This window comes from Neorhizobium sp. SOG26 (genome assembly GCF_003491345.1).
Taxonomy (GTDB): domain Bacteria; phylum Pseudomonadota; class Alphaproteobacteria; order Rhizobiales; family Rhizobiaceae; genus Neorhizobium; species Neorhizobium turbinariae.
On the sequence record NZ_CP025512.1, the window covers coordinates 3,258,566 to 3,280,029 of the forward strand.

21 protein-coding genes are annotated in these 21,464 nt (G+C 62.1%); 10 read left to right on the forward strand and 11 right to left on the reverse strand.

The window, feature by feature from the left end; translation table 11 throughout:
* Positions 1–77: 77 nt before the first annotated feature.
* The 5 genes from CYG48_RS16005 to mepA all read right to left on the reverse strand — a co-directional run bounded on the left by CYG48_RS16005 (position 78) and on the right by mepA (position 4,210).
* On the reverse strand, positions 78–713 hold the full coding sequence (locus CYG48_RS16005; protein ID WP_118851282.1) for a 2,3-bisphosphoglycerate-dependent phosphoglycerate mutase: 636 nt from the start codon (positions 711–713) through the stop codon (positions 78–80).
* 26 nt (positions 714–739) lie between these two features.
* A complete protein-coding gene (dapB, locus tag CYG48_RS16010; protein ID WP_118851283.1) occupies positions 740–1,558 on the reverse strand; it encodes a 4-hydroxy-tetrahydrodipicolinate reductase in 819 nt (272 codons plus the stop codon).
* 72 nt (positions 1,559–1,630) lie between these two features.
* Positions 1,631–2,653, reverse strand: a complete 1,023-nt coding sequence (locus CYG48_RS16015; RefSeq protein ID WP_118851284.1) for a glucokinase — start codon at positions 2,651–2,653, stop codon at positions 1,631–1,633.
* A gap of 8 nt (positions 2,654–2,661) precedes the next feature.
* Positions 2,662–3,042 (reverse strand): methylglyoxal synthase, encoded by a 381-nt coding sequence (locus CYG48_RS16020; protein WP_118851285.1) that lies wholly within the window; start codon positions 3,040–3,042, stop codon positions 2,662–2,664.
* A 121-nt stretch (positions 3,043–3,163) separates the two neighbouring features.
* The gene (mepA, locus tag CYG48_RS16025) at positions 3,164–4,210 is read right to left on the reverse strand and encodes a penicillin-insensitive murein endopeptidase (RefSeq protein ID WP_118851286.1); all 1,047 of its coding nucleotides are present in this window, start codon (positions 4,208–4,210) and stop codon (positions 3,164–3,166) included.
* 192 nt (positions 4,211–4,402) lie between these two features.
* On the opposite strand from mepA, the gene CYG48_RS16030 reads away from it, so the two are divergent.
* From CYG48_RS16030 to pncB, 7 genes are all read left to right on the forward strand, one after another.
* A complete protein-coding gene (locus CYG48_RS16030; protein WP_118851287.1) occupies positions 4,403–6,238 on the forward strand; it encodes an extracellular solute-binding protein in 1,836 nt (611 codons plus the stop codon).
* Between the two features lie 145 nt (positions 6,239–6,383).
* Entirely contained in the window at positions 6,384–7,466 is a 1,083-nt protein-coding gene (locus CYG48_RS16035; RefSeq protein WP_118851288.1) for a microcin C ABC transporter permease YejB, read from the forward strand.
* Positions 7,466–8,605 carry an ABC transporter permease gene (locus CYG48_RS16040; RefSeq protein ID WP_118851289.1) on the forward strand — a complete coding sequence of 380 codons (1,140 nt, stop codon included), beginning with the start codon at positions 7,466–7,468 and terminating at the stop codon, positions 8,603–8,605. Before CYG48_RS16035 ends, CYG48_RS16040 begins: the two co-directional genes overlap by 1 nt.
* Positions 8,602–10,230: an ABC transporter ATP-binding protein gene (locus tag CYG48_RS16045; RefSeq protein ID WP_118851290.1), complete on the forward strand. Its 1,629-nt coding sequence runs from the start codon at positions 8,602–8,604 to the stop codon at positions 10,228–10,230. Before CYG48_RS16040 ends, CYG48_RS16045 begins: the two co-directional genes overlap by 4 nt.
* Positions 10,231–10,242: 12 nt before the next feature.
* A complete protein-coding gene (locus CYG48_RS16050; RefSeq protein WP_118851291.1) occupies positions 10,243–11,193 on the forward strand; it encodes a 2-hydroxyacid dehydrogenase in 951 nt (316 codons plus the stop codon).
* Positions 11,194–11,299: 106 nt separating this feature from the next.
* On the forward strand, positions 11,300–11,629 hold the full coding sequence (locus CYG48_RS16055) for a hypothetical protein (RefSeq protein ID WP_118851292.1): 330 nt from the start codon (positions 11,300–11,302) through the stop codon (positions 11,627–11,629).
* Between the two features lie 177 nt (positions 11,630–11,806).
* Positions 11,807–13,111 carry a nicotinate phosphoribosyltransferase gene (gene pncB, locus CYG48_RS16060; protein WP_118851709.1) on the forward strand — a complete coding sequence of 435 codons (1,305 nt, stop codon included), beginning with the start codon at positions 11,807–11,809 and terminating at the stop codon, positions 13,109–13,111.
* A gap of 62 nt (positions 13,112–13,173) precedes the next feature.
* On the opposite strand, the gene CYG48_RS16065 is transcribed toward pncB, so the two are convergent.
* The gene (locus CYG48_RS16065) at positions 13,174–13,569 is read right to left on the reverse strand and encodes a DUF1236 domain-containing protein (protein WP_118851293.1); all 396 of its coding nucleotides are present in this window, start codon (positions 13,567–13,569) and stop codon (positions 13,174–13,176) included.
* 206 nt (positions 13,570–13,775) lie between these two features.
* On the opposite strand from CYG48_RS16065, the gene CYG48_RS16070 reads away from it, so the two are divergent.
* From CYG48_RS16070 to CYG48_RS16080, 3 genes are all read left to right on the forward strand, one after another.
* Positions 13,776–14,171 (forward strand): response regulator, encoded by a 396-nt coding sequence (locus CYG48_RS16070; RefSeq protein WP_245450354.1) that lies wholly within the window; start codon positions 13,776–13,778, stop codon positions 14,169–14,171.
* A gap of 97 nt (positions 14,172–14,268) precedes the next feature.
* Positions 14,269–15,276: an NAD-dependent epimerase/dehydratase family protein gene (locus CYG48_RS16075; RefSeq protein WP_118851295.1), complete on the forward strand. Its 1,008-nt coding sequence runs from the start codon at positions 14,269–14,271 to the stop codon at positions 15,274–15,276.
* Positions 15,277–15,352: 76 nt separating this feature from the next.
* Positions 15,353–15,667: a hypothetical protein gene (locus CYG48_RS16080; RefSeq protein WP_118851296.1), complete on the forward strand. Its 315-nt coding sequence runs from the start codon at positions 15,353–15,355 to the stop codon at positions 15,665–15,667.
* A 226-nt stretch (positions 15,668–15,893) separates the two neighbouring features.
* On the opposite strand, the gene CYG48_RS16085 is transcribed toward CYG48_RS16080, so the two are convergent.
* Genes CYG48_RS16085 through CYG48_RS16105 form a run of 5 tightly spaced genes read right to left on the reverse strand, consistent with a single transcriptional unit; the run spans position 15,894 to position 21,422 of the window.
* Positions 15,894–16,871 carry a type II secretion system F family protein gene (locus CYG48_RS16085; RefSeq protein WP_118851297.1) on the reverse strand — a complete coding sequence of 326 codons (978 nt, stop codon included), beginning with the start codon at positions 16,869–16,871 and terminating at the stop codon, positions 15,894–15,896.
* A 10-nt stretch (positions 16,872–16,881) separates the two neighbouring features.
* Positions 16,882–17,895: a type II secretion system F family protein gene (locus CYG48_RS16090; RefSeq protein WP_118851298.1), complete on the reverse strand. Its 1,014-nt coding sequence runs from the start codon at positions 17,893–17,895 to the stop codon at positions 16,882–16,884.
* Between the two features lie 13 nt (positions 17,896–17,908).
* Positions 17,909–19,411 (reverse strand): CpaF family protein, encoded by a 1,503-nt coding sequence (locus CYG48_RS16095; protein ID WP_118851299.1) that lies wholly within the window; start codon positions 19,409–19,411, stop codon positions 17,909–17,911.
* A gap of 15 nt (positions 19,412–19,426) precedes the next feature.
* Entirely contained in the window at positions 19,427–20,722 is a 1,296-nt protein-coding gene (locus CYG48_RS16100; protein WP_118851300.1) for an AAA family ATPase, read from the reverse strand.
* A gap of 19 nt (positions 20,723–20,741) precedes the next feature.
* Entirely contained in the window at positions 20,742–21,422 is a 681-nt protein-coding gene (locus CYG48_RS16105) for a CpaD family pilus assembly protein (protein WP_245450355.1), read from the reverse strand.
* Between the last annotated feature and the right edge of the window lie 42 nt (positions 21,423–21,464).

Below are 21,464 nucleotides of genomic sequence, written 5' to 3' on the forward strand. Positions count from 1 at the left end.
GGGGTCTGAACAGGAGACCAAAAGAAAAAGCCGGCTGCGAGGCAACCGGCTTGAAGATCGTTCGAAGGATCAGACGCTCAATGCGCGCCGGACATGTCGCCGAGCACTTCCTTCGAGGCAACGGTCGAATCCGCGTTGAGGCGGTAGACCATCGGCACGCCGGTGGCGAGGTTGAGCTTGAGGATTTCTTCCTTGCTCAGCCGGTCAAGCACCATCACCAGCGAACGCAGCGAATTGCCGTGGGCCGCCACCAGAACCTTTTCGCCCCGCAGAACCCGCGGCAGGATTTCGGTGAGGTAATAGGGCCAGACGCGGGCGCCCGTGTCGCGCAGGCTCTCGCCGCCCGGAGGCGGTACGTCATAGGAGCGGCGCCAGATATGCACCTGTTCCTCGCCCCATTTGGCGCGCGCGTCATCTTTGTTGAGGCCCGACAGGTCGCCGTAGTCGCGCTCGTTGAGCGCCTGGTTGCGGATGGTTTCCAGGTCCGACTGGCCGACCTTTTCCAGCACGATCTTCAGCGTGTCCTGCGCCCGCTTCAGGTCAGAGGTAAAGGCGATGTCGAACTTGATGCCGGTGTCGGCCAAAGCCTGGCCGCCGGCCTGAGCTTCCTGGATGCCGAGCGGGGTAAGCTCCGGGTCTCGCCAGCCGGTGAACAGGTTCTTGAGGTTCCAGTCGCTCTGGCCGTGGCGAACGAGGACAAGGGTGCCGCTCATCAAATTCCTCCGAGGGATGTTGTCTTTCAAGAAAGCCCGAGAACATCGAGCATGGAATAATAACCGGGCTTCTGCCCGCGCGCCCAGACGGCGGCCGCAACGGCGCCGCGGGCGAAGATCGAGCGATCGCGCGCGCTATGCGACAGCGTCACCAGCTCGCCTTCGGCTGCAAACAGAACGGAATGATCGCCGACCACGGAGCCGCCCCGCAGCGTGGCAAAACCGATCGCGCCATCGGGTCTCGGGCCGGTATGGCCGTCACGGACGCGAACCGAGTGGGCGGCGAGATCAATGCCGCGGCCCTTGGCGGCTGCTTCCCCGAGAAGCAGCGCAGTGCCTGATGGCGCATCGACCTTGTGCTTGTGATGCATCTCGACGATCTCGATGTCCCAGCCGGCTGAGGGCAGGGCTCTGGCGGCCTGTTCGGTAAGCACGCCGAGCAGGTTGACGCCGAGGCTCATGTTGCCGGACTTGACGACCCGCGCATGGCGACCCGCCGCCTCGAACCTGGCTTCGTCTTCCACCGAGCAGCCGGTGGTGCCGATTACATGGACAATCCGGGCCTGGGCCGCGAGAACCGAGAAGTTGACGCTCGCCTGCGGCGCCGTAAAATCGAGCACACCGTCGGCATCGAGGAAAGCGTTCAGCGGATCATCGGTCACGCGAATGCCGAGCGTGCCGGCGCCGGCCATTTCACCCGCATCCTTTCCGATAAAGGGCGAACCTTCCCGTTCGATGGCTGCGTGCAGCGCCACGCCGGGCGTCTCGCTGATCACGCGGATCAGGGTCTGGCCCATGCGGCCTGCCGCGCCGACGACGACGAGTTTCATGTCATTTGCGATCATGGCGGCTGTTCCCGAATTTCGCTCCACCGCTTCTTAGCGGCTTGGATCCCTATTTGAAAGGTGCGGTCGCCGTCAGCGAAGCCAGCGGCGTCCGTCGGTTGCAATGCCATAGGCCGAGGGGGCCCGGGCAAAGCTTGCAAGCCCCGCCAGTGCCGCCTGTGGATGTGTCACAACGAAGGTCGGAATGGTGCTGAGCAGTTCCGAATGCGGTGCCTTGTCTTCAAAGGCCGCACGAAACTCCTGCTTCTTCAGCGCCGGGATGATTTTCTGCGAGATGCCGCCGGCAAGATAGACGCCGCCACGGGCCATGAAGATCAGCGCCATGTCGCCGGCGACGCGGCCAAGATAGGTGGCAAACAGCGAAAGTGTCTCGACAGCCTGGCGGTTCGAGCCATCCAGGCCACGGGCGGTCACATCCGCCGGATCGCTGAAGCTTGGCTGGACGCCATCTGCCTTGCAGACGGCCTGGTAGATGTTGATGACGCCGCGGCCGCTCAGGATTTCTTCGGCCGAAACACGGCCCTCGATCCGCTTCAGGTGCGGGAAAACCTCGAAGTCGCGATCGGAGCGCGGGCCGACATCGACATGCCCGCCTTCGCCCGGCACCGGAAACCAGATCTCGCGTGCATGGACAAGGCCTGCAACGCCAAGGCCGGTGCCTGGGCCCAGCACCACCCGCGAGGCAAGTTGCGGTTCGCCGCCCCGGCCGAGCTTGTCCAGGAAGTCACGCGGCAGGGCAGCCACGGCAAGCGCCTGGGCTTCGAAGTCGTTGACCACCAGCACGTCATCGAAACCGAGTTCGGCGATCATGCCCTTGGGGCGCACCACCCAATCGCAGTTGGTGAGGTCAATCTCGTCACCGTCCACCGGCGCCGCCACGGCAAGGATCGCTGAACGCGGCCGCACAGACGTGGAAGCCAGCACGACGTTCTGGATTGCCGCATCGATGGTCGGATAGTCGGCAGTGCGGATATTCGGGAAGGGGATCGGTTCGGCATCGGCGTCGGTCAGGACCGAAAAGCGGGCATTGGTGCCGCCGATATCACCGATCAGGATCGGAAAGGGCAGCTTGTCAGTCTTCATGCTGTCGGCCATTCGAACGCTTAGTCCTTCTGGAAGTCGATGAGTTTTTCGGCAGTGGCGCGGTTGAGCGCCATCGGAATGTCGTAGACGGTGGCGAGCCGCGTCAGTGCCTTGACGTCGACATCATGCGGCAGGGCGCTCAGCGGGTCGATGAAGAAGATGAGCATGTCCACTTCGCCGGTGGCGATCATCGCGCCGATCTGCTGGTCACCACCAAGCGGGCCGCTTTTCAGCCGGGTGACATCAAGATCGGGACACGCCTCCTGCACACGACCGCCGGTCGTGCCGGTTGCAACAATACGGAAGCGGGAAAGGGCGCCCTGGTGCTGACGCGCAAAATCGGCCATGTCGGCCTTTTTCTGGTCGTGCGCGATCAGTGCGATGCAGGGCTTTGCCGGCATGATTGGACGTTCTCCCCAAGAACGGTTTCAATCGATTTGCAAGCTTCTAGCCTGCGGTTCGTCGCTTGGGAAGGTGGCGGAGCGCCGGCCGGTTTCAAGAACCGGCTTTCGCAGATGAACTTCACGGCCGCGGCGATGGCAGCGGCACGTTGGTGAGGGGCAGCGAGGAATCCATCACGGTGCCGACGGCTTGTGCCGGTGCCGAAGCGGCAGGCTGCGCACTATAGGCCATGGCGCCGCCAAAGGTCGCTGCGTCCTCTGAGCGCGAAGGCGCGGCAAGCACTACCGAGCAGGCATTCGGCAGGTCGGCGAGCGTCACCTGGCGCGGCTTCACCGGCTTCTTGTTGGGATCCGGCTTCGGCGGCGGCGCCCAAGGCTCCTTGGTGAACCACCAGGCGAGCTCCTTGCTGTTGCAGTCATCGGTAGTCGGCGTCGGTGCCTGTTTCTTGCAGGATGTCGCGCCCGGCGGGCAGGCCATGCGGATATGGAAATGCTCGTCATGGCCATAAACCGGCCGCACCTTGCCAAGCAGCGAGCGGTCGCCGCGCCAGGTTTCGCAGAGCTTCTTCTTGATCGCCGGATTGACGAAGACGCGCTCCACCTGCGGATAACTTGCCGCCTGCATCACCAGCTTGGCATGCGTTCCGGTCCAGCGACGGTCGTCGACGGTCAGGAACTTGCTCTTGTCCAGCATGGAGGTGAACGGCATGTCCTCGCGCTGCTGCGGCGTCAGCGGCTGGGCCGGCTTCGGCGTGAACCAGATGTCGGCATCAAGGCCGATCTGGTGCGATGCGTGGCCGTTCAGCATCGGGCCACCGCGCGGTTGGGAAATATCGCCGACGAGGATGCCGGAACCCCAGCCAAGCCGGGCCGCGTCCTGGCTGAACTGCTGGAGAAGGGCGATCATCTGCGGGTTGCCCCAGCGGCGATTTCGTGAAAGCCGCATCGCTTGCCAGGTCGGGCCATCGGTTGGCAACGCAACGGCGCCGGACATGCAGCCCTTGGCGTAAAAACCGAACGGCTGGGCAGGCGAGCTCGAAGGCAGCTTCACCGCTCCGAACAACTGCTTGGCAGGCGTCTCGTCTTTCGCAAAAGCCGGCGCGGCAAGCGCCGCACAGAGTATTCCGGCCGCAGCAAAGCGCAGCATGCCACCCAAGGTCGATTCCATTTCAGCTCCGCGGCAAATCAGTTCCTATGGTGAATCTACCTGAAACAGGATTTTGGTGAAATGGAGATGGCGGCGTGCCGGCCCCCTGGCAGCAACCTGCGAATAAAATGCTTGTGAGTAGGTCGCCCTGTTTTTTGCCCGGTTTTGCCCTATGCTTCACCGCGAGATCGACGCTTGACCAAGAGGTAGAGAATGACGTTCGGCCGAATGAAGCGGGCTCTTGCGGTGGCTGCAGCCGCCTTTGTTGCCATCGCATCGATCGCGACCGCCCAGGAGCCCCAATGGCGCCACGGGATGGCGGTGATCGGCGACCTCAAGCTTCCGCCAGACTTCAAGCAACTGCCTTATGTCAACGTCGATGCACCCAAGGCCGGCGAGTTGCGGCTCGGCGACGAAGGGACCTTCGATAACGTCAATATCGTCATCGACCGGGGCACGGTCGCCTCCGGCGTCGGTCTGATCTACGACACGCTGATGAAGCGCTCGGAAGACGAGGTTTTCGGCACCTATGGGCTGCTCGCCGAGGCGGTGTCCTATCCGGAAGACATGTCGACCGTCACCTTCCGGCTGAGGCCGGAAGCGAAGTGGGCGGATGGCGAGCCGGTGACGCCCGAGGACGTGATCTTCAGCATGGAGACGCTGAAGAAGAACAGCGCCTTTTATTCGGGCTACTACCGCCATGTGACCGGCACCGAAAAGAGCGGCGAACGCGAGGTGACCTTCCACTTCGACGAAAAGAACAACAAGGAACTGCCGTCGATCGTCGGCGATTTCCCGATCCTTCCCAAGCACTGGTGGGAAGGCAAGGACAGCCAGGGCCGGCAGCGCGACATTACCCGCACCACGCTGGAGCCGGTAATGGGCTCCGGACCCTACAAGATTGCGGCGATCCAGCCGGGCTCGGTGGTGCGCTACGAACTGCGCGACGACTATTGGGGCAAGGATCTGCCGATCAATCGCGGGCAGAACAACTTCCGCTCCATCAGCTACACCTACTTTGCCGACGCCGATGTGGAGTTCGAGGCCTTCCGCGCCGGCACGATCGATTTCCGCCAGGAGAACAGTTCCAGCCGCTGGGCGACCCGCTACGACTTCGATGCCGTGAAGGATGGGCGGATCAAGAAGGAAGCACTCACCAATCCGTTCAAGGCAACTGGTGTCATGCAGGCCATGGTGCCCAACATGCGCCGCGAGATCTTCAAGGACGCCCGCGTCCGCGAGGCGCTGAACTACGCCTTCGATTTCGAGACGATGAACAAGAACCTCGCTTATGGCGGGTTGAAGCGGGTCGACAGTTTCTTCTGGGGCACCGAACTTGCCTCCTCCGGCCTGCCCGAAGGGCGCGAGCTCGCCATCCTCGAGGAACTGAAGGACAAGGTGCCGCCGCAGGTGTTCACCACGCCCTACAAGAACCCGGTGGGCGGTGATCCGGCCAAGGTGCGCGACAACCTGCGCAAGGCCGTCGAACTGCTGAAGGAGGCGGGATGGGACCTCAAGGGCAACCGGATGGTCAACGCCAAGACCGGCCAGCCGCTGAGCTTCGAAATCCTGCTCAACAGCGCCTCGCAGGAGCGTTCGGTCAATCCGTTCGTGGCCAGCGTCAAGAAGATCGGCATTGACGCCCGCATCCGCACCGTGGACTCCTCGCAATACATCAACCGGACGCGAAGCTTCGACTACGACGTGATCTGGGCCGTCTGGGCGCAAACGCTCAATCCCGGCAACGAGCAGATGGAATATTGGGGCTCGGAGTCGGTCAGCCGCGAGGGGTCGCGAAACTATGCCGGCATCGCCGATCCGGCGATCGATACCCTGATCCGCAGGATCGTCTTCACGCCGGACCGCGAGGACCAGATCGCAGCCGTCAAGGCGATGGACCGGGTGCTGCTCGCCAACCACTATGTGATCCCGCTGTTTTATTCCGGCGAGGTGAAGCTCGCCTACTGGAACCGCATCACACGCCCCGAAACGCTGCCCGAATACGGGATCGGCTTCCCGGATACCTGGTACGCCAAGACCGGCAACTGACGGGGAGAAGGCTGCAGGCTTGCACTGCTGGCCCGCACCTGTTCCATATTGATCGATTGATTCGCTCAGAACGAGGAAGACGCCTTTTGAGCCTCACTGACAGGACCGGCAGAGCGAAGCCCGCAGCAATGGGAAGGACGCCCTGATGGGTGCCTATATACTCCGCCGAATCTTGCTGATGATCCCGACCATGATCGGCATCATGGCGATCTCGTTCCTTGTCGTGCAGTTCGCGCCGGGCGGTCCGGTGGAACAGATCATCGCGCAGATCCAGGGTCAGGACACCGGCGACCGGCTTTCCGGTGCGGGCAATGATCTCGCGACCCAGGGCGGCGGCGACGATGGGCGATATCGCGGTGCCCAAGGGCTTGATCCGGAATTCATCAAGGAGCTCGAACAGCAGTTCGGTTTCGACAAGCCGCCTCTGACGCGCTTCCTCGAGATGATGTGGAACTACCTCCGCTTCGACTTCGGCGAAAGCTTCTTCCGCAACACCTCGGTGCTCGATCTCATCATCGACAAGCTGCCCGTGTCGATCTCGCTCGGCTTCTGGATCCTCATCGTCTCCTACCTAATCTCCATCCCGCTCGGCATCCGCAAGGCGGTAAAGGACGGGTCGAGCTTCGACGTCTGGACGTCCGGCATCGTCATCGTCGGATACGCGGTGCCGAGCTTCCTGTTCGGCATCCTGCTGATCGTGCTGTTTGCCGGCGGCTCCTTCTTCGACTGGTTCCCGCTGCGTGGCCTGGTGTCGGACAATTTCGCCGAGCTGACATGGTGGCAGAAGATCATCGACTATTTCTGGCACCTCACCCTGCCGCTGATCGCCATGTCGCTCTCGGCCTTCGCCACCACGACGCTTTTGACCAAGAACTCCTTCATCGACGAGATCAAGAAGCAGTATGTGACCACGGCGCGCGCCAAGGGTCTGAACGAGCGGCAGGTGCTTTACGGGCATGTCTTCCGCAACGCGATGCTGATCGTCATCGCGGGGTTTCCGGGCGCCTTCATCTCCGCCTTCTTCACCGGCTCCCTGCTGATCGAAAACATCTTCTCGCTCGACGGGCTGGGCCGCCTCGGTTACCTCGCCATCGTCAACCGCGATTACCCGATCGTCTTTGGCACGCTTTACATCTTCTCGCTCATGGGCCTCGTTGTCAGCCTGATCTCGGACCTGATCTACACCTGGATCGACCCCCGCATCGACTTTGAGCGGAGGGACGTGTGATGGAAGCATCCGCTGCCGCCATGACGACCGGACCGCAGAAGCGGCCGTGGCTTTCGCCCACCAACAAGCGGCGTCTTGCCAATTTCCGCGCCAACAAGCGCGGCTACTGGTCGTTCTGGATCTTCATGATCCTGTTCGTGCTGAGCCTGTTTGCCGAGCTGATCGCCAATGACCGGCCGATCATCGCCTCCTACAAGGGCGAGATCCTCTATCCCGTTCTGGTGGATTATCCGGAGGAGAAGTTCGGCGGCTTCCTGGCGACCACCGATTATCGCTCCGAGTTCATCTCCCAGGAGATCGAGTCGAACGGCTGGATGATCTGGCCGCCGATCCGCTATTCCTACCAGACGGTCAATTCCAACATACCGCATTCGGCGCCGACCGAGCCCTTCTGGCTTATGGACAAGGAAGAGCGCTGCAGGGCCTATCCCGAGCAGGACGCCGATCCGAACTGCATCCTCGGCAACATGAACTGGCTCGGCACCGACGACCAGGCGCGCGACGTGACGGCGCGGATGATCTACGGCTTCCGGATTTCCGTCCTGTTCGGCCTGGCGCTGACCATCTGCTCGGCCATCATCGGCGTCACGGCTGGTGCGGTACAGGGTTACTTCGGCGGCTGGACGGATCTGCTGCTGCAGCGTTTCATCGAGATCTGGTCCTCGATGCCGGTTCTCTACATCCTGCTGATCATCGCCGCGATCATGCCGCCCGGCTTCTTCGTGCTGCTCGGCATCATGCTGCTTTTCTCCTGGGTGGGCTTTGTCGGCGTCGTTCGGGCTGAATTCCTGCGGGCACGAAACTTCGAATATGTCCGCGCCGCCCGCGCGCTCGGCGTCGGCAACTGGACGATCATGTACCGGCACCTGCTGCCGAACGCGATGGTCGCGACGCTGACCTTTCTGCCGTTCATCCTGTCGGGATCGATCGCCACGCTCACCTCGCTTGACTTCCTCGGCTTCGGCATGCCGCCGGGTTCGCCGTCGCTTGGCGAGATGATCCAGCAGGGCAAGAACAACCTGCAAGCCCCATGGCTTGGCTTCACGGCCTTCTTCACCATGTCGATCATGCTGTCGCTGCTGATCTTCATCGGCGAGGCGGTGCGCGATGCGTTCGACCCCAGAAAGACGTTCGGATGACGAGCCCGCTTCTTTTCGTACGAGACCTGTCGGTTGCCTTCCACCAGGGCGGCAACACGACCACCGCCGTCGACCGCGTCTCCTTCGACATCATGCCTGGCGAGGTGATGGCGCTGGTGGGCGAATCCGGCTCGGGCAAATCGGTCACCGCCAACTCCATCCTGAAGCTGCTGCCTTATCCGGCCGCAAGCCATCCGACCGGCGAAATCCTTTTCGACGGAAAGGACCTGCTGAAGGCGTCGGAAGCGCATCTGCGCCATGTGCGCGGCAATGACATCACGATGATCTTCCAGGAGCCGATGACCTCGCTCAATCCGCTCCATACGATCGAAAAGCAGATCGGCGAGATCCTTGAGCTGCACCAGGCGGTTACCGGGCAGGCGGCGCGGGTAAGGACGCTCGAACTTCTCGCCCAGGTTGGCATCCGCGAGCCGGAAAAGCGGCTGAAGGCTTATCCGCACGAGCTTTCTGGCGGACAGCGGCAGCGCGTCATGATCGCCATGGCGCTCGCCAACCGGCCGAAGCTGTTGATCGCCGACGAGCCGACAACCGCGCTCGACGTGACGGTCCAGGCGCAGATCCTCGACCTGTTGCGCAGTCTGAAGGGCGAGCATGGCATGTCCATGCTGTTCATCACCCATGACCTTGGCATCGTCCGCAAGTTCGCCGATCGCGTCTGCGTCATGACCAAGGGCAAGATCGTCGAGACGGGCACAGTGGAGGAGGTTTTCCAGAACCCCCAGCACGAATACACCCGCCACCTCTTGTCCTCGGAGCCACGTGGCGAACCGCCCGTTCCCGATCCGACGAAGCCGGTGGTGATGGAAGGCAAGGACATCCGTGTCTGGTTTCCCATCAAGTCCGGCCTGCTGCGCAAGGTGGTCGACCATGTGAAGGCGGTGGATGGCGTGGATCTTACGCTGCGGGCCGGCGAGACACTGGGCGTCGTTGGCGAATCCGGTTCGGGCAAGACGACGCTCGGTCTGGCGCTGGCGCGCCTCATCTCCTCGCAGGGACGGATTGCCTTTATCGGCAACGAGATCAACAACTTCTCCTTCAAGGAGATGCGGCCCTTCCGCGACAGGCTGCAGGTCGTCTTCCAGGATCCGTTCGGCTCACTCAGCCCGCGCATGCCCGTGGGCGAGATCATTGCCGAGGGCCTGAAGGTCCACGAGAAGGGTTTGTCGGCCGACGAGCGCGACAAGCGGGTCGTGTGGGCACTGCAGGAAGTGGGGCTCGATCCGGCGACCCGCTGGCGGTATCCGCATGAGTTTTCGGGCGGCCAGCGGCAGCGCATTGCCATTGCCCGCGCCATGGTGCTGAAACCGCGTTTCGTGATGCTCGATGAGCCGACCTCGGCGCTCGACATGACCGTCCAGGCGCAGGTGGTCGATCTGCTGCGCGATCTCCAGAAGAAGCACGACCTCGCCTACCTCTTCATCAGCCACGACCTGAAGGTGGTGAAGGCGCTCGCCAACCATGTCATCGTCATGCGGCTTGGCAAGGTGGTGGAGGAAGGGCCGGCCGAGCAGATCTTCCGCGCGCCGCGGGAGGATTATACCCGCGCCCTGATGGCGGCGGCCTTCAACCTTGAAACCGTCGAAACCGCGGCAATCAACCAGTAACGAGAATGAAGCATGTCTGAGAAGAAAACGGTCGTCATCGATCTCAAGTTCGCGCGCCGGGAGGTGGACGAGGCACTGAGCAACGCCTTTGCAGGCCGCAACGTGCTGCGCGCTGCGGATGCGGCGGCCGACCTGTCTGACGCACGTTACGCGGTGATCTGGAAGCCCGATCCGACCCTGTTTGAGCGCGCGCCGAAGCTGGAGGTGTTGTTTTCCGGCGGGGCGGGTGTCGACTACATCCTCGCCATGCCGAACCTGCCCGACATTCCGATCGTCCGTTTCGTGGATGAAAGCTTGACGACGCGCATGAGCGAGTGGGTGGTCCTGCAGGCGCTCAGCCATCTGCGCCAAGTCCCGGCTTATGCAAAGCAGCAGCGCGAGCGGGTCTGGCGGGAATTAAGCCAGCCGGAAGCCAAGGATCTCACGGTCGGCGTCATGGGCCTCGGCGTGCTGGGTCAGGATTCGGTCGCCAAGCTCAAGATCATGGGCTTCAACGTCATCGGCTGGTCGCGTAGCAAGAAGCTGATCGACGGCGTCGAAACCTTCGATGAAAGCGGGTTGGACGAATTCCTCGCCAAGACGGATATCCTGGTGGGCCTGTTGCCGCTGACGCCGCAGACCCGCGGCATCTTCAACGCTGACTTGTTCGGCAAGCTGCGCCAGGGAGGCGCCCTGGGCAAGCCGGTCTTCATCAATGCCGGCCGCGGCGGCAGCCAAGTCGAGGTGGATGTGATCGCAGCCCTGAAGATCGGCGTTCTCGGCGGCGCTTCGCTTGACGTGTTCGAGCAGGAGCCATTGGCGGAAACGAGCCCCCTGTGGTCGATGGAGAACGTCATCATCACGCCGCACGCGGCATCGGCTTCGGATGTGCGGGCCCTGTTCCGCAACGCGGAAGCGCAGATGAATGACTACGAGGCTGGGCAGCCGCTGCGGCACGTGGTGGACCGAACGACCGGCTACTAAAGCGACCCTTTCCAATGAGCTCCAGCCATGGCGGAACATTCGCCGTGGCCTTTCGTTTCCTTGTCGATGAGCCGGATGTCACCGGCCCCAAACCAGGAGCGAAATCATGAATACCCGTTTCGATCCCAAGGACGCCGGAAACCGCCCAGCCGGTACTGCTGGTTCTCGCCCCGTGGTCGAGACTGCAACCGACGCCCGCCAGGGACGCCAGGGCCTTCCGGTCCTCAAAGTGCTGATCAGTGCCCTTGTCCTCGTGGCAATCGCCTTTGCCGTTGCGCAATGGTGGGGCGAGGCAAGTGATGCACCGGACGCCCAGACGGCAACGCCACCGGCCGGCAGCACCACCCCGCAGAACTCCAATGCCGCGCCAAGTGCGGATCCTGCGGCCGCTCCGCCGCCAGCTTCGGCCGCAAACGATTCCCAGTCGGGCAACTAACCCGCCAACTGATCGGACAAGAATTTCCCTCGGCCGCGCTCGTTCGCGGCCGGTTTTCGTCTAGACTTCATCTCCAAAGTTTTCGATAAGTCTGCCCGGAGGTGGAGCAGCCGTTGCCTCCGAATGCATCTCGAGTCGGCGGAGTCGATCTTCCGGAAGATCGAGGCAAGGGCAGGCATGACCAAGACGGATATCGCAGCCAGGGTCTATAACCATACCTGGAAGCTGGACCCCATCATCCGCAGCCTTATCGACACGGACTTCTACAAGCTTTTGATGCTGCAGATGATCTGGAAGCTGTATCCGGATGTCGATGTTACCTTCTCGGTGATCAATCGCACCACGAGCGTCAAGCTGGCGGAAGAGATCGACGAGGGTGAACTGCGCGAACAACTCGACCATGCGCGAAGCGTCACCCTTTCCAAGAAGGAGATGATCTGGCTCGCCGGTAACACCTTCTATGGCCGCAAGCAGATCTTTGAACCGGAATTCCTCAACTGGCTGTCGACTTACCGGCTGCCGGAATACGAACTGCGCAAGCAGAACGGCCAGTACGAACTGACCTTCCACGGCAAGTGGATGGATACGACACTGTGGGAGATCCCGGCACTCGCCATCATCAACGAGCTTCGATCGCGCAGCGCCATGCGCTCGCTCGGCTTCTTCACGCTGGATGTGCTCTATGCCCGGGCCAAGGCGAAGATGTGGGAAAAGGTGGAGCGGCTTCGCATGCTGCCCGGCCTGCGCATCTCCGACTTCGGCACCCGCCGTCGCCATTCCTTCCTTTGGCAGCGCTGGTGCGTCGAAGCCTTGAAGGAAGGCATCGGCCCGGCGTTTACCGGCACCAGCAACGTGCTGCTCGCCATGGACTCTGATCTTGAAGCCGTCGGCACCAACGCCCATGAATTGCCGATGGTCGCAGCGGCGCTTGCCAACACGGATGAGGAACTGCGCGCCGCACCCTACCAGGTGCTCAAGGATTGGAACCGGCTCTACCACGGTAACCTGCTGATCGTTCTTCCCGATGCCTTCGGAACGGCCGCCTTCCTGCGCGACGCGCCGGACTGGATCGCCGACTGGACCGGCTTCCGCCCCGACAGCGCGCCTCCGATTGAAGGCGGCGAAAAGATCATCGCCTGGTGGGAGAAGATGGGTCGTGACCCGCGCAAAAAGCTGCTGATCTTCTCCGATGGCCTGGATGTCGACGCCATCATCGACACCTACAAGCATTTCGAGGGGCGGGTGCGCATGAGCTTCGGCTGGGGCACCAACCTCACCAATGACTTTGCCGGATGCGCGCCGACGGAAAATGCCGGCCTGATGCCGATCTCGGTCGTCTGCAAGGTCAGCGAGGCGAACGGCCGTCCAGCGGTGAAGCTGTCGGATAACCCGCGCAAGGCCACCGGCGATCCGGCCGAGGTGGAGCGTTACCTCAAATTCTTCGGCCAGGATGACCGGGTCGACCAGGCGGTTCTCGTCTAGGCCAGACACGAAAAAAGCCCTGCTGGTGGCAGCAGGGCTTTTTTACACGTGATGCGCCAGGCTTAGTCGATGACCTGGACCACCGTGTGGGTTTCCGGATCAACGATGACGCGCTGCTTGTTGATCACGGTATAAGCGTACTTCGGGTTGCTCGGCACCGGCGTGACCACGACGCTGCTCGGGATCGGCTTGCCGACGACAACCGGCTCTTCGATGGTGACGGCCGTTGTTGCTGGCTGTTCTTCGACATAGGTAACGACTTCACGCGGCGGCGGGTCGATTGCGGTGCCGGCAACGGCGCCAACAACGCCACCAACGGCTGCACCAACCGGGCCACCAACGATGGCGCCGGTGACGGCACCACCTGCAGCGCCATTAACGGTGCTCTCCTGGGCATTGGCCTGGCCAACAAAGGACGCTGAAAGAATAGCGCAGGAAGCAAGGATGATCTTCTTCATGTGTCTTCTCCGTTCGTTGAGTTCCGGCGGATAATTCATGAAGGTCGAAAGTGGTTCCTCCCGATCGCTCACCTTTCGTGAGCCTCTGTTACATTGACCGGACGTAGCTCGATCACATTTCTAAAAAATGCGCAGCTAACATGGTCTTCCACTTGCCAAGTGGGGCTATAAGTCTATTTCGCGTGCTGGATCTGGAGGAGCAAGCTTTGGAATACCGTTTCCTGATCGTCGAAGACAGTCTGTTGGTGGCCATGGACATCGAAGACGCGATCCACCGCAGCGGGCATGATGTTGTTGGCATAGCACCGGACATGACCGTTGCGCTGAACTACACACGAGAAACCGACATCGCCTTCGTGGACGTGCGCCTCGCCGATGGCGAAACCGGCCCCGAAATCGCCAGGGCCTTGGCGGAATACGGCATCGTCGTCATCATGATCACCGGAAATCCGGGCCTCGTGGCATCCGGTGTATCCGGCGTGGTGGGAGTGATGGCCAAGCCTCTTACCGACCAGGCATCGATGGACCTCATCCAGTTTGCCGTCGACCGCAAGAACGGTCGTGAAGGCACGCCGCCCGCGCGCCTGCGCCTCTTCCACTAGAAAGCGCAATCTTTTCACCGGCACCCGTGTTGTCGAAAGTCCCTCGAGGCTCTAGAGCATCAGGAGTGACTTTCCGCTTCTGACGACAGGCTCGCACATGCGTTATTTCATCACCGGTACGGCAGGCTTCATCGGGTTCCATCTGGCGCGACGCCTGCTGGAGGACGGCCACGAGGTCCTGGGCTTCGATGGCATGACGCCCTATTACAGCCTGCGCCTCAAGGAAGCGCGGCATGCGGGGCTGGCGCAGTTTCCAACCTTCCGGCCGGTCATCGGCATGCTGGAAGACAAGGCGCTGCTGGAAGAGGCAGTCTCGAGCTTCAAGCCGGACGTGCTGATCCATCTCGCAGCCCAGGCCGGCGTGCGATACAGCCTTGAAAATCCGAAAGCCTATCTCGATTCCAATCTCGTCGGCTCCTGGAATATCCTGGAGATCGCCCGTGCACACCAGGTGGGGCACCTGATGCTCGCCTCCACCTCCTCGGTCTATGGCTCGAACCCGGAAGTGCCGTTCCGCGAGATCGACAAGGCGGACGAGCCGCTGACCTTCTATGCCGCAACGAAGAAGAGCATGGAACTGATGGCGCATTCCTACGCGCATCTCCACAAGATGCCGATCACCGCCTTCCGGTTTTTCACAGTCTACGGTCCTTGGGGACGGCCCGACATGGCGCTCTTCAAGTTCGTCAAGGCGATGATCGAAGACCGCGAGATCGAGATCTACGGCGAAGGCAAGATGAGCCGTGACTTCACCTATATCGATGACCTGGTGAACTCGATCATCGACCTGTCAAAGGTATATCCGGGGGAAGAAAACCGCGTGCCCGAAATCGACACGCTGTCGCATCAGGGCCCGTTCCGCGTCGTCAATATCGGTGGCGGACAGCCGGCCGGCCTCCTGGACTTCGTCGAGACGATCGAAAAGGTGATGGGCAAGCCTGCCAAGCGCAAGATGCTGCCAATGCAGAAGGGTGACGTGCCGCGTACCTTTGCAAGCCCGGACCTGCTCGTCGCTCTTACAGGCCGGAAGCCGGAGATCGGCCTCGATGTCGGGGTGAAGGCTTTTGTGGATTGGTATCTCGATCACCGCAACGAGATCGACTGATCGTTTTGCGATGGCTATTTGCGCTGTCGCTGAAGCCCGTTATCCTGGCTTGATCCAAGTGGGAGGAGGCCGCGGAATGAACATCGCAGCAGGATCGATTGCCTTTGCCGCGCCGCTGGCAGCGCTTGCATTCGTCATGGCGACCGGTGAGCCGAATGCGCATCCTTGCGCCGCCGACCTCGCGCTGGAAAAATCCGCGGAGATCGTCGAGGCACAGGCGGGCGTGGTCGGCTTCGCCCTGACAAATGTCCGGCACTACGGCTGCCGGCTTGAGACCCGGGGCTTGGTCGACGTCCGCGCGGCCGATGGCTTCGATCGCAAGCCTTTCAAGGTAGAGATCGCTTTCGACGAGCAGAACCGTCGCTGGCAAGACGTCAGCGTCGAGATGTAACGTGCCTGACGTCGTCTTGGCCTGCGTCCTCAGATGAGGCGGGTGATCACCGTGACGACACCGCTGATCAGGGCAAGGTTGATGCAAAAGCGTGCAAGCATGGGTTTGATCCTCTCGCATCGCGCTTCAAGGGCGATGTTGCATTCACGCGATCAAGATTGCGCGGCACGTACTGAACCGGCACTGAAGCTGAAGTTCAGGTGCAGTTCATCAAGAAGTAGATCGACTAGAAGCGATCGGCGACCTGTATGCCTGCCGGGCCGAGGATGACGGCGATCAGCACCGGCAGGAAGAACAGGATCATCGGCACGGTGAGCTTCGGTGGCAAGGCGGCGGCCTTCTTTTCCGCCTCGTTCATGCGTTCATCACGGCTTTCCTGAGCCAGCACGCGCAGCGCCTGCGAGATCGGCGTGCCGTAGCGTTCGGCCTGGATCAGCGCCTGCGTCACCGCCTTGACAATATCGAGCCCGGTACGGGTGCCAAGGTTCTCGAGCGCCATTCGACGGTCTTGGAGGAATGAGAGTTCCGCCATGGTCAGCACCATTTCTTCCGCAAGCGGCGGGGATTGCTGCGCCATTTCCTCCGCGACACGGCGCATCGCCGCTTCCATCGAGATACCGGATTCGACGCAGATCAGCATCAGGTCGAGCGCGTCCGGCCACGCGCGCTTGATCGACAACTGGCGCTTGCTGACGAGGTTCGAGACATAGATGTTCGGGGCGTAGAAGCCGATATAAGCGGCGCCGATCGTCACGAGCAGGCGCACGGCAAAGGACTGGCCGGCCAGGTTGCCAAGCCCGAAGACCCAGAAGGCGACCGCGGCCAGGAACACGAAGGGCAGCAGGAAACGCGCAAGCAGGAAGACGTTGAGCGCATTTTGCGAACGCAGGCCGGCGGCCTTGAGGCGGTTCACCGTGTTGTCGTCGACCAGCGCCTTGCGCAGGTTGAAGCGCTCGACGATCTGACGGACCGACTGGTTGTTCTGGGTGCGCAGAGATGTTTTCGACTGCTCGGCGTTCATCCGCGCACGTTCGCGGGCGCGGATCTGCTCGCGCTCGGTGGAAACGGCCTTCATGCGCTTGTCGAGGTTGCCGCGCTCGAGGAAGGGTGTTGCGAGCGAATAAAGCGTGGCGAACACGGCCACCGCCACCAATAGGGCCAGCAGTGTGGCGGGATCGGTCAGCGTCGTCGCAAGGTCTTTCACTGCCGTCTCCTCAGATGTCGAAATTGATCATGTTGCGCATGACGAAGATGCCGATCGACATCCACACACCCGAGACCAAGAGGATCAGGTGGCCGCGCGGGTCGGTGAACAGGATGCTGATATATTGCGGCGAGGTGAGGTACACGAGCGTCGCCACGATGAACGGCAGCGCGCCGATGATGACGGCCGATGCCTTGGCTTCCATAGACAGGGCGCTGACCTTGGCCTTCATCTTCTTTCGGTCACGCAGCACCTTGGAAAGGTTTCCGATCGCTTCCGACAGGTTGCCGCCCGCCTGGCTCTGGATCGCGATGACGATCGAGAAGAAGTTCACCTCCGGCAGCGGCATCGTCATCATCATGCGGGCGATGGCTTCGGGAATGCTCAGGCCCACCTGCTGGGATTCGACCACGCGCCGGAACTCGGTCCTCACCGGCTCCTGCCCGTCGGCCGCGATGAGCCGCAGCGCGTCGTTCAACGGCAGGCCGGACTTGATGGAGCGCGTCATCACGTCGAGCGCGTTTGGAAACTCCTCGAGGAACTTCTTCTGGCGACGCTTGACGAGGAAACCAACGACCCAGCGCGGCACGCCGATGGCGGATGCAAATGCGGTGCCGAGAGCCGCCAGCAGCGGCAGGCCCATCAACAGGGTAAGCAGGAACATGAAGATGCCGAACACGGCACTCAGGAGATAGAAGCGGCCGAGGCTGAGCGGATAGCCGGTCTGGGCGAGGCGGGCCTTGATGCTGCCCTTGCCCATCCGCCGGTTCTTTTCTTCCTGCTGCTTTTCCAGCTCCTTGAGCGAATCCTGGACCGATTTGCGGCGCTTGGAAAGCTCCTGCACGCGGTCGCGTGCGGCCTTCATCTTGTTGAGGTCGGTCTCGGCCGCTTTCACCCGGTTCAGGCGCGCGTCGGCACTTTTTTCCGCTTCCACGCGGGAGAACATCAACGCATAGCAAACAGCGCCCGCGGCAATGGCCACGAGCGCGATGATCGCTATGACGGTCATATCCATCCCAAACATGGAAGATCCTCCCTTAATCCCTCGCCTTGTCCATGGCGTCGAGGGCGGCGGCGAGGCGCTTGTCCTCGTTGAAGTAGCGGGCGCGGTCCCAGAAATGCGGCTTGACGATGCCGGTGCCGACATGGCGGCCGATCAGGCGGCCATTGGCGTCTTCACCGTCAATCTCGTAGCGCATCAGGTCCTGCGTCACGATCACGTCGCCTTCCATGCCGATCACCTCGGTGATCTGGGTAATGCGGCGCGAACCGTCGCGAAGGCGGGCAGCCTGGACGATGACATCAATCGAACCGACGATGATTTCGCGTACCGTCTTGGCGGGCAGGGTGTAGCCGCCCATGGCGATCATCGATTCCATGCGGCTGAGGCATTCGCGCGGCGTGTTGGCGTGGATCGTGCCCATCGAGCCGTCGTGGCCGGTGTTCATCGCCTGCAGCAGGTCGAAAACCTCCGGTCCGCGCACTTCGCCGACGATGATCCGTTCCGGGCGCATACGCAGGCAGTTCTTGACGAGGTCGCGCATGGTGATCTCGCCTTCGCCTTCGATGTTCGGCGGGCGGGTTTCCAGGCGCACCACATGCGGCTGCTGCAACTGCAGTTCGGCCGTGTCTTCGCAGGTGATCACGCGTTCATGGGCGTCGATGTAGCGCGTCAGGCAGTTGAGAAGCGTCGTCTTACCCGAACCGGTACCGCCGGAGATCACCACGTTGCAGCGAACGCGGCCGATGATCTGCAAAAGCGTCGCGCCTTCGGGGGTGATCGCCCCGAACTTCACGAGCTGGTCGAGGTTGAGCTTGTCCTTCTTGAACTTTCGGATCGTCAGCGCCGGGCCGTCGATCGCAAGCGGCGGTGCAATGACGTTGACACGTGAGCCGTCGGGCAGGCGCGCGTCGCAGATCGGCGAGCTTTCGTCGACACGGCGGCCGACCTGGCTGACGATGCGCTGGCAGATCGACAGGAGCTGCGCGTTGTCGCGGAAGCGGATCTCGGATTCGATCGTCTTGCCGCCAACTTCGATGAAGGTCTGGCCGGAACCGTTGACCATGATGTCGGCGATGTCGTCGCGGGCGAGCAGCGGCTCCAGCGGACCATAGCCCAGAACGTCGTTGCAGATGTCTTCGAGCAGTTCTTCCTGCTCGGAGATCGACATCGCGAAGTTCTTGATGGTGATGATGTCGTTGACGATGTCGCGGATTTCTTCGCGCGCGCTTTCGCCATCGAGTTTGGCGAGCTGCGACAGGTCGATCGTGTCGATCAGCGCGGAGAAAACCTGGCTCTTGGTGTCGTAATAGTGCTCGGTGCGTGGCGCGCGCTTGCGCGCTGCGGCCGGCGGCTGGGGCGCGAGCGGCGGGGGTGCCACGGGCTGGCGAGGGCCACCCAGGTCACGACCGGGTTCTGCAAGGATCTCCGGCGTGCCGGGTCTGGCCATGACCGTCGCGGCCGGAGCGGGTGCCGCGGCTGGCGCAAAGCCAGCGCTGACGCTCTTGCCAGATCCTTCGTTTCCGCGTTTTCCGAACATGACGACTTCCTGGTATTAGCTTTTCTTGCGAGACAGCATTCCGATGAGCCCGCCGAGGCCGGCCTTCTTTGCCTTCTTCACCGCCATGCGACCGGTCACGATGTGGGCGATCTGCGAGAAGGTTTCGGCAGCCGGCGACTTGGCATCGATCTCGGAAATCATCCGGCCGCTGTTGGCGGCATTGCCGAACAACTGCACATCGAAGGGCAGGATGGCGATCGGCTCGATCTCCAGCGGCTCGACAAAGTCGCTCGGGGTGATCTCCGGGCGCTTCGGCATGCCCACCTGGTTGAGGATGAGATGCGGCGGGCGGTCGTTCGGCCGCAGCTTCTTCAGCGCGTCGATCATGTTCTTGGTGTTGCGCAGGTTCGCGAGATCCGGAACGGCGCAGATCACCACCTCGTCGACTTCCGAAAGCACGGAGCGTGTCCACTCGCTCCAGGCATGCGGCAGGTCGAGGACCGCGACCGGTGCACTGCGCTGCAGGAGTTCGATGATCGGCGTGAACGCGCCGCGGTCGTAGTCATAGGCACGGTCCAGAAGCGAGGGCGCGGCCAGCAGCGACAGGTGCTCGGAGCACTTTGTCAGCAGGCGGTCGAGGAAGACTTCATCCAGCCGCTCCGGCGCGAACACGGCTTCCGCGATGCCCTGCGCGGGATCCTGGTCGAAATCGATATTCGCGGTCCCGAACGGCAGGTCGAGGTCTGCAAGGATGGTTTCGGTCGAAAACAGGCTGGAGATGCCGAAGGCGCAGTTGTGGGCGATGGTGGAAGAGCCCACGCCACCCTTGGCGCCGATGAAGGCGATCGATTTGCCGAGCGGTTCGGCTTCCGGATCAACGAAGATCGCAGAAATGGAGGCAAGCATGTCCTGCATCTGCACCGGCCCGACGAGATATTCGGAAATGCCGTTGCGGATCAGTTCGCGGTAAAGGCCGATATCATTGTAGCGGCCAACGATGATCACCCGCGTGGAGGGGTCGCAGACCTCGGCCAGCGGCGCGAGCTCGACCAGCAGGTTCTTCGGGTCGGCTTCCGTTTCGAGGATGATCAGGTTCGGCGTCGGCGAAGACGAGAACATGTTGGCGGCAGCATCCGTGCTGCCGATCGTCACCCTAAGGTTGACCTTGGACATCCGGCGGTCGCGCGCCATCCGGTCCATCATCCGCTGCATGGCTTCGCTTTCGCAGAAGGCGTGCACGGAGATGCGCGGCAGCGGGCGCAAGGCGTCGAGGTGGTCGGAACGCTCGGCAACTTCGGCGAACCGTTCATCCTCGCCAGGCGTGCGGATTTCGTAGTTGATCGCGCTCATGTGGGTCCCCCGCCTCCCGTTATGGTCTTGTGGTGGACGAGCCACCGGTGCGGTAGTCGCTGATGACCTTCGCCCGCTGCGTCGCATCGATCGGCGTCGTGGCCCGCGGTGCGATCAGGTCGGTCGGATTGGCGACTTGCGCAGCCAGGTTGTTCTGGCTGGCGCAGCCGAAATTGTACCAGTTCCGGTTGCCAAAGGTGTTGTCGGAGAGATCATCCGGCCACTCGCCGCAGGCGCTGGTCATGGCTTTCGTCGCAACATAGGCAAGACGGATCGGGGCCGCGTCGCCATCGGGAGAGGCAGAATAGCTGCTCATCAGGATCCGCTGCGGCTTGATTCCTGTGCCGATCAGCGTGCGGCGCACGTCGCCGGCAAGATGCTGGGCGGCACCTGCATTGTAGGAACCGCGCGGCACCTGGACCTGGATCACGCCAGCCGGCGAGGCAACGAAATTCTGGGCAAAGCCGCGAACCGTATCCTTCATGCCGGTGTTCAGGCGGATGTCGCCGGATGCGACGGGAATATCCAGCGTATGTTCGGCTTCGGCCATCACGATCGGGTGGCGGGTCCGGTAGTCGTCCGGGATCGAGCCGGTGGTGAGCTGGCTGTTGCCGCAGGAGGAAAGAAGCCCGACCGTTGCTAGAAGCACGGTTGCGGCAGCAAACCTGCGCGTGGTGCGGTGTGCCTTGTCATCTGTCATGACATCGTGTCCTTCGGCCGGAAATGCTTGAGTTTCAGTAGC